At 60.9% G+C, this 7454-nt stretch carries 8 protein-coding genes and 1 riboswitch (1 of these 9 running past the window's edge); of the genes, 5 read left to right on the top strand and 3 right to left on the bottom strand.

Translation table 11 applies throughout. The features are described 5' to 3' along the window. A protein-coding gene (locus ACY8FN_RS03875; protein ID WP_463099276.1) for an RNA recognition motif domain-containing protein crosses the window boundary here: on the top strand, positions 1-449 show its 3' portion. It extends 43 nt beyond the left edge of the window; only the last 449 of its 492 coding nucleotides appear in the window; its start codon lies beyond the left edge, outside the window; its stop codon occupies positions 447-449. Positions 450-456: 7 nt separating this feature from the next. Here ACY8FN_RS03875 and murI read toward each other — a convergent pair whose 3' ends face one another. The 3 genes from murI to ACY8FN_RS03860 form a co-directional block, all read right to left on the bottom strand. Continuing rightward, positions 457-1260 carry a glutamate racemase gene (gene murI / locus ACY8FN_RS03870; protein WP_463099275.1) on the bottom strand — a complete coding sequence of 268 codons (804 nt, stop codon included), beginning with the start codon at positions 1258-1260 and terminating at the stop codon, positions 457-459. Positions 1261-1368: 108 nt separating this feature from the next. Beyond that, entirely contained in the window at positions 1369-3234 is a 1866-nt protein-coding gene (locus ACY8FN_RS03865) for a TonB-dependent receptor domain-containing protein (RefSeq protein WP_463099274.1), read from the bottom strand. A 52-nt stretch (positions 3235-3286) separates the two neighbouring features. After that, positions 3287-3464, bottom strand: a riboswitch (cobalamin riboswitch). A gap of 35 nt (positions 3465-3499) precedes the next feature. Beyond that, complete coding sequence (locus ACY8FN_RS03860; protein ID WP_463099273.1) at positions 3500-4402, bottom strand: LysR family transcriptional regulator; 903 nt, start codon at positions 4400-4402, stop codon at positions 3500-3502. A 111-nt stretch (positions 4403-4513) separates the two neighbouring features. Here ACY8FN_RS03860 and ACY8FN_RS03855 point away from each other — a divergent pair, with 111 nt between their 5' ends. The 4 genes from ACY8FN_RS03855 (at position 4514) to ACY8FN_RS03840 (ending at position 7441) form a co-directional block, all read left to right on the top strand. Then, entirely contained in the window at positions 4514-5440 is a 927-nt protein-coding gene (locus ACY8FN_RS03855) for a sodium-dependent bicarbonate transport family permease (RefSeq protein WP_162515541.1), read from the top strand. Between the two features lie 4 nt (positions 5441-5444). Continuing rightward, entirely contained in the window at positions 5445-5747 is a 303-nt protein-coding gene (locus ACY8FN_RS03850) for a P-II family nitrogen regulator (protein ID WP_101317593.1), read from the top strand. 63 nt (positions 5748-5810) lie between these two features. Then, entirely contained in the window at positions 5811-6320 is a 510-nt protein-coding gene (gene purE, locus ACY8FN_RS03845; RefSeq protein WP_033115295.1) for a 5-(carboxyamino)imidazole ribonucleotide mutase, read from the top strand. Further along, a complete protein-coding gene (locus ACY8FN_RS03840) occupies positions 6317-7441 on the top strand; it encodes a 5-(carboxyamino)imidazole ribonucleotide synthase (RefSeq protein WP_463099272.1) in 1125 nt (374 codons plus the stop codon). Before purE ends, ACY8FN_RS03840 begins: the two co-directional genes overlap by 4 nt. Positions 7442-7454: the final 13 nt, after the last annotated feature.

Raw genomic sequence — 7454 nt, 5'->3', positions numbered from 1 at the left:
TTGCTCTGATATTGGCAGTGGTTGGTTACCTGGTAGCCCAGGCCCTGCACTTCTCTTTAAAAGCAGAAGTGATTTTTGCAGCAGGTCTGGCCATCGGCGGTTTTGTGGTACCGCTGTTCCTGAAGCGAACCCAGGCTGATGCCGCTGAATCGATCTCCAGTCAGGAGACTTGCACCTTATATGTAGGCAACCTGCCCTATCGCGCCAACGAGATTGCCGTGCGCGAATTGTTTGCCGAACAAGGCCAGGTGATATCCGTGCGGTTGATGAAGGACAAAGCCACCGGCAAGCGCAGAGGTTTTGGTTTTGTTGAGATGCCCGCAGCAGATGCCGCCAGAGCGATTGCTGCATTGAATGACAAAGAGTACCAGCAGCGTACCCTCAAGGTACGTGAAGCGAATGACAAGCGGGATAAAGAAGAAAGGGAGGGGAGTGAAGCGGAGATCTAATCCCGCGTCAGACCCTGACCTCTTCCAGTGATGAGAGCCCCCATGCTTGCAAGGGGGCTCTCAGTTTTTGAGCCGTCTCATCAAGCCGGGTGCAGTAAGCCTTGGCCATCCCTTCATTCGATGGCACTGATACAGAAGCGGAGTTCACCCCACTGGCCAGCAGCCAGGCAACCCGTTTGGCGACGGCACGGCCTGAGTCAATCAACTGACACTGCGGCATCAGTTGCTGGATCTCTTCATTTAGTAGCGGGAAATGGGTACACCCCAACACCAGCGTATCAGGCACGCTTTCCCCTTCCAGCCAGTCAGCCAACACTTCTTGCAGCAGCGCCATATTGACCGGCAACCCTGCCAGCTTGTGTTCTGCTTCTATTACCAACTCGGTGGTGCCTTTAAGCAATACCCGCTTGCCCGGTGCAAACTGGGCAATCAACTCATGGGTATAATGTCGGCTCACCGTACCAGGCGTGGCCAGCAGACCGATACAGCCATTGCGGGTCTGGGCCGCGGCCGGTTTGATGGCGGGCACCACCCCCACCACCGGAATATCCAGTGCCGCGCGCAGTGCTGGCAGGCAGATAGTGCTAGCGGTATTGCAGGCAATGACCACCAGATCAATATGATGACGGGACACCATGGTAGTGACCAATCGGGAACAAGCGGCAATCAGGGCCGGTTCGCTTAGCTCACCATAGGGGAAGTTGGCGTTATCGAAACAGTAGAAATAGTGGTGTGCCGGCAGCGCGCGGCGGATCTCGCGATAGATGGTCAAGCCACCCATACCGGAATCAAACACGAGAATATTGGCCACTTGAGCTCCCCTTTGGTGCAAGGCGGCGATCATACTCCCGCCTGTGCCCAATAGAAAAGGCCCCGCATATGGCAGGGCCTCGGTTTTCTCCGATCAAGAAGACGCTATTTACAGAGCGTAATCCATCATCACGTAGTAAGCGCGCTCATCGGCCGGATAACCCACCGCAGTCTGATACTCCTTATCCAGCAAGTTGTTGATCTTGCCAGATACCTTGAGCTCCGGGGTCAACTTGTAGCCAACAGCCAGATTCCACACGCTGTAGCCACCCAGCTTGGTAGTGTTGGCCACGTCGTCATAGCGATCTCCCTGATAGATCCAGCTCAACGAGCCGTCAAATTGTTGCCACTGCGCCTGCGTAATCCACTTGGCCCCTTTGCGGGAGATCCGTTGCAACTGCTTGTCAGTCACTCTGTCCTTGGGATCCTTGTATTCGGCAGAGATCCGATGGCTCAGCCAGCCGGTGTCGAACTCCCCTTCCAGCTCGACCCCTTCAATCCGTGCCTTGCCAACGTTTTGCGGGCTCCAGACGCTATTGGGGTCACCCGGATTGGTTGGTGCCCACTGGATCATCTGTTCGAAGTCGTTGCGATAACCGGTGGCTCGCCACTCCACGCCAGCCGTTTGACCATCCAACATCAGCTCGCTACTCTTCGACTCTTCCGGCTTCAGATTGGGATTACCTGACCTCGGATAGTAGAGGTCATTAAAGGAGGGAGCGCGGAAACCGGTGCCGTAACGGGCACTCAGGCGGTAATCCTCCGCAAAACGCCAACCAGCACCGGTCTGCCAGGTGTTGTGGCGGCCATACTGTTCGTTGTCATCACTGCGCCCGCTCAGCTCGCCCTGCCATGTCTGGTTGTCGAACTGGGCCAGGGCATAGACCCCGGTATTGTCCCGTTCCTTGGCCCCTGCCGGATAGGGAGAGCCAGAAGAGCGCGAGCGATCATCCAGCATATCGCGCTGCCAATCAGCACCGCCGCCGAGCGTCCACAACTCGTTCAGCTTGAGGCTGTTGACCCAGCTCAGGCTGTATTGGCGGGTATAGCCACGATTATTGGCCTGATCACGGCCACTGTTGTCGAGATAATCGTAGGCGTCCTGTCTGGAGAAGGCTCCGCGCAATTCGCTCAGGTAGCGCTCGTTGTGATAGCGGGAACCCAGCTGATAGCTCTGATTTTCCGTCCACGTTTCGGCTCGATGCGGCGCATAGTTTGCATCAGTTCCCGAATACTGGGCCACATTGCGGAACCAGCGGGTAGTACCGAACAGATCCCAGTTGCTGGCTAGAGCCTGCTGATAATCGAGCATGGCGTTGTAGCCCTGATGCCCGTGACGGTCACCATCGTTGATGCCAGGCAAGGGATGTACGTTGTAACCCAATTCATCATCGAAACCACCGGCAACCTTGAGTTGACCGGCCTCACCCACCTGACTGGCGCTACTGAAAGATGCCTGGCGTTGTTGATGGGAACCGGCACCGATATTGAACTTGTGCTGATTGGTCCCCTTGTCGGGTCGGGTAATGATGTTGATAACCCCACCGATGGCGTCAGAGCCGTAGATAGTGGCTCGCGGGCCGCGGATATACTCAATCCGATCTACCTGATTGAGTGGCAGGTTGTTCAGTTCGGTCATCCCGGCGGTCAGGGAGGCACTGCGTACCCCATCCACCAGCACCAACGTCTGGGAAGAGGTTCCGCCACGTACCCGCAGCGAGCTCATTTGGCCACGGCCACCATTGCTGACAACCTCGACACCGGGCAGGGTCTTGACCACATCGGTCACGGTCTGGGCTTGCAGGCGATCGATCTCATCCCGGGTCACTACATTGACCGGGGCCAGAACGCTGGAGGCAGGTTGGGCGACGCGGGTTGCGGTCACCACCATGGTGGGATTGACAGGAATAGTTAGCTGCTGGGCAAACGCCGCCGTCGGCAACAGGGCAGCCGCCACCAATAATGTCTTGGACATGAGAGATCCTTAAGTTCGCGTAAGTATCTACTTCGTGGCCGGTTTCTCTCGGCACGAAATACGAACTTTGGCAGGTCTTCGGGCTCGGGGGCCAATAACCTATGGCGACGGCTTCCCACCTGACAGCAGTGCCCTGATGTCGCTTCGCTCCCCCTTACCGCTGCGCGCCAGCTCCGGATTTCCACCGGATTCCCTATTAAGCATGATGCGCCAAAGCGCGGAGATTATAGGCAGAGCAAAGCTGGATGTATAGCCATCCAGATTTCTATGTATGGCCACCCAGCGCTGCCAGCCGCTGCTGTGCCCCCGCCATCACCGCCTGCACCCCGGGATGGGAGAGATGGCGCCCCGCCGAGACCAGATAGTAGGAGAGCGTCACCTCGGGCAGGGTGGCAATGCGTTCCACCCCGTAGAGACGCACAATCTCGTCGGCCATGGCCAGTGGCGCGGGAAAGATCCCCATCCCCGCCTTGCCGAATGACTTCATCAGAGTGGAGTCGTCAAACTGACCGACCAGATGAGGATGGATGCCCTGCTGGCGATACCACTCCAGCAACCGGTCGTGGGTGGCGGATTTGTCACCGGGGATAAGCAACGGCAACCCCTCCAGCGAGGCGGGAAAACCAGCCCGCGCCCGCGCGGCCAGCTCGGGTGTGGCAAACAGCGCCAGCGGGCTGCGTCCCAGTTCGTGGTTATAACCGCGCAGATTGCTGTCGGCTGGCAGCGGACGATCGATCAGCACCATATCGAGCTTGTGACGGGCCAGTTCACTGAACAGCAGCTCGGCCCGCTCTTCGTGGCATATCAACCGCAGCGGTGTTGCCAGCGCCATCGCCGGGGCCAGCAGCTCGAACGCCAACGCTCGGGGCACCGAGTCAGCGATCCCCACCTGCATGGTCAGCTCCTGACTGGCGTGGCGCAGGGAGTGTTCCAGCTCGGCCCCCAGCGAAAAAATCTCCCCCGCCTGCTCCTGCGCTTGCCGTCCAGCAGCCGTCAGTTCAAGGCGCCGTCCCACCCGGTTGAACAGCGCCACCCCGAGGGAGCTCTCCAGTTCGGCAACCTGACCGCTGATGGTTTGTGGCGTGAGATGCAACTGTTGCGCTGCCTGCGTCACACTGCCGCAGCGCGCCACATGCCAGAAGTAGTAGAGCTGTTTGTAGTTGAGCATGCCGTCCCCTATCAGTTTTTACCGAACAATCATCAGTCAGAATCTGATTTTATCGAAACATCGCGGGCTCTAGCATGCAACCATTATCTCCACGCCAACCCACGAGCCATCATGCTGGATGTTGTTGTTCTGTTCTTTCTGTTTGGTCTGTTGGCCGGTTTGGTGCGATCAGAACTGAAACTGCCGCCCGCGCTCTACGATACCCTCTCTCTTTTCCTGCTGCTGGCCATTGGCCTCAAGGGCGGCGTCGGTCTGGCCCAACAACCCTTGTTACCCCTGCTACCACAGCTGGCGCTGGTTATCCTGCTCGGGGTGGTGCAGACCCTGGCAGGCTTTGCCCTGCTGCGGATCAAGATGAACCGGGTGGATGCCGCCGCCACCGCCGCCCATTACGGCTCGGTCAGCGTGGCCACCTTTGCGGTCGGGGTGAACTGGCTGACCGAGCGCGGCATCAGCTTTGAATCCCAGCTATCCATCTTCCTCGCGGTGATGGAGATCCCGGCCATCCTGGTGGGAATCGTGTTGGCTCGTGGGGTCAGTCGCCAGACTCAATGGCGCATGCTGGCCCACGAGACTTTCCTCGGCAAGGGAGTCACACTGCTCATTGGCGGCATGGCCATCGGCTATCTGGCTGGCCCGGATGGGGTTGCCCCGCTCAAACCGCTGTTCGTCGACCTGTTCAAGGGGGCGCTGGCACTGTTCCTGCTGGAGATGGGGCTGATCGTCGCCCGCCAGTGTCAGGACTTGCGCAAGCATGGCTTCTTTCTGCTCGGCTTCGCGCTGTTGATGCCGCTGGCCTCTGCCTTACTGGGACTGGCGGTTGGCCAAATCATAGGGCTCTCACTCGGCGGCCTGACCTTGCTGGCCACCCTGGCGGCCAGTGCCTCCTATATTGCCGTGCCTGCCACCCTGCGCATCGCCCTGCCCCAGGCCAATCCCGGTTTGTCCCTTAGCGCCGTGCTGGGGGTTACCTTCCCGTTCAACATCATGCTGGGTATCCCGCTCTACCACAGCTGGGCCCACCACTTTACGGAGTAGCCACATGCAGACCGAGACCCGCACCCTGCTCACCGTCATCACGGAAGCCAATCTGGAGCCCACTCTGCTGCGCACCCTCACCACAGAGGGACTGCGCGGCTACACCATCACCGATGCCCGTGGTCGGGGTGATCACGGCGAGCGTAACGCCAGCTGGAGCGAGAGCGGCAATATCCGGCTGGAAGCGATCTGCAGCCGCGAGCAGGCAGAACGGCTGCTGGCCCATCTGCAGAGTCGCTACTACCCCGATTACGCCATGATCGCCTTTCTGCAACCGGTCGAAATCGTGCGACCCGAGAAATTCTGAGCCGGCTTGCCGGCTCTTTTTGTTCACTTAAAGCAAACGTTTAACAGCAAGGAACCAATACACATGAACACCCCTCCGCTGATCGGCCTGGTGATGGGCTCCGACTCCGACTGGCCCGTGCTGCAAGCAGCCGCCCGCATCCTCAAGGAGCACGGCGTACCCTACGAAGCGCGCGTAGTCTCGGCTCATCGCACCCCGGATCTGCTGTTCGAGTATGCCGCAACTGCCCGCGATCGCGGTCTGCGCGCCATCATCGCCGGAGCCGGTGGCGCCGCCCACCTGCCGGGCATGGTCGCAGCCAAGACTACCCTGCCGGTGCTGGGGGTGCCCATCCCCTCCCGCCACCTCAAGGGGATGGACTCCCTGCTCTCCATCGTGCAGATGCCCAAAGGTGTGCCGGTCGCCACCTTCGCCATTGGTGAAGCAGGGGCAGCCAACGCCGCCCTGTTCGCGGTCTCCCTGCTCTCGGTCGCCCGGGATGACGACGCCCCCCGCTACCGGCAGCAGCTCGACGACTTCCGCACCCACGAGCGTGACCGGGTGCTGGCGCTGCAACTGGAGGAGCCGACATGATAGTGCCCCCCGCCACCCTCGGCATGCTGGGGGGCGGTCAGCTCGGCCGCTACTTCGTGATGGCCGCTCACCGCCTCGGCTACAAGGTGGTGGTGCTGGATCCCGACCCCGCCAGCATCGCCGGTGCCGCCGCCGATCACCATATTGTCGCCTCCTATGACGACCACGCCGCTCTGCACGATCTGGCCAGCCGCTGCGCCGCCATCAGCTGCGAATTCGAGAACGTGCCTGCCGCCACCCTCGCCCTGCTGGAAAAGCAAAAACCGGTGCGACCAGCCGCCAGCGCGGTGCGCATCTGTCAGGATCGCCGCGAGGAGAAGGCCTTTTTGCGCGGGGCTGACATCCCGGTCGCCCCCCATCTGGCGCTGCTGGCGGGAGATCCCATCCCCGCACAGGCCAGCACGCTGTTCCCCGCCATCCTCAAGACCGCCCGCGAGGGGTACGACGGCAAGGGCCAGTGGCAGGTGAGCAATCTGGATGAGCTGGCGAGCGCGCTGACTGCCAGCGGCGTACCCTGCGTACTGGAGAAACGACTGGCGCTGGAGGGGGAGTTTGCCCTGACCCTGGCTCGCAGTCCGGGCGGCGCCATCAGCGCCCTGCCACTGGTTGAGAACTGGCACAGCGGCGGCATTCTCGATCAGACCCGCTCACCGGCCAATGTGCCGGCGCTGGAAGTCGAGGCCAAAGAGATCGCCGAGCGGCTGATCGCCGCCCTCGATTACGTGGGGGTGCTGACGGTGGAGTTCTTTCTGGTGGAGGGACGGCTACTGGTCAACGAGCTGGCGCCCCGCCCCCACAACTCCGGCCACCCCAGCCTCGACAATGCCGCATGCAGCCAGTTCGAGTTGCAGGTGCGGGCCCTGTGCGATCTGCCGCTGCCAGAACAGATCGCCGTGCGCCCCGCCCTGTTAATCAACCTGCTGGGGGATCTCTGGCAAAACGGCACGCCCGACTGGGCCGCCCTGCTGGCGTTGCCCGGTCTGCATCTGCACCTCTACGGCAAGGGCGAACCCCGCCCCGGCCGCAAGATGGGCCACATCACGGTGACCGGTGATGAGTGGTCAACGGTGCAGGAGACCTGCCGTCAGGCCCGCCAGTTGCTGGGGCTAGCGCCGCGCTGATCGACCATCGGAA

Source organism: Aeromonas sp. 160P, assembly GCF_055193095.1.
Note: the sequence above shows the minus strand (reverse complement) of the source record. Positions and strands in the feature narration are given on the sequence as shown.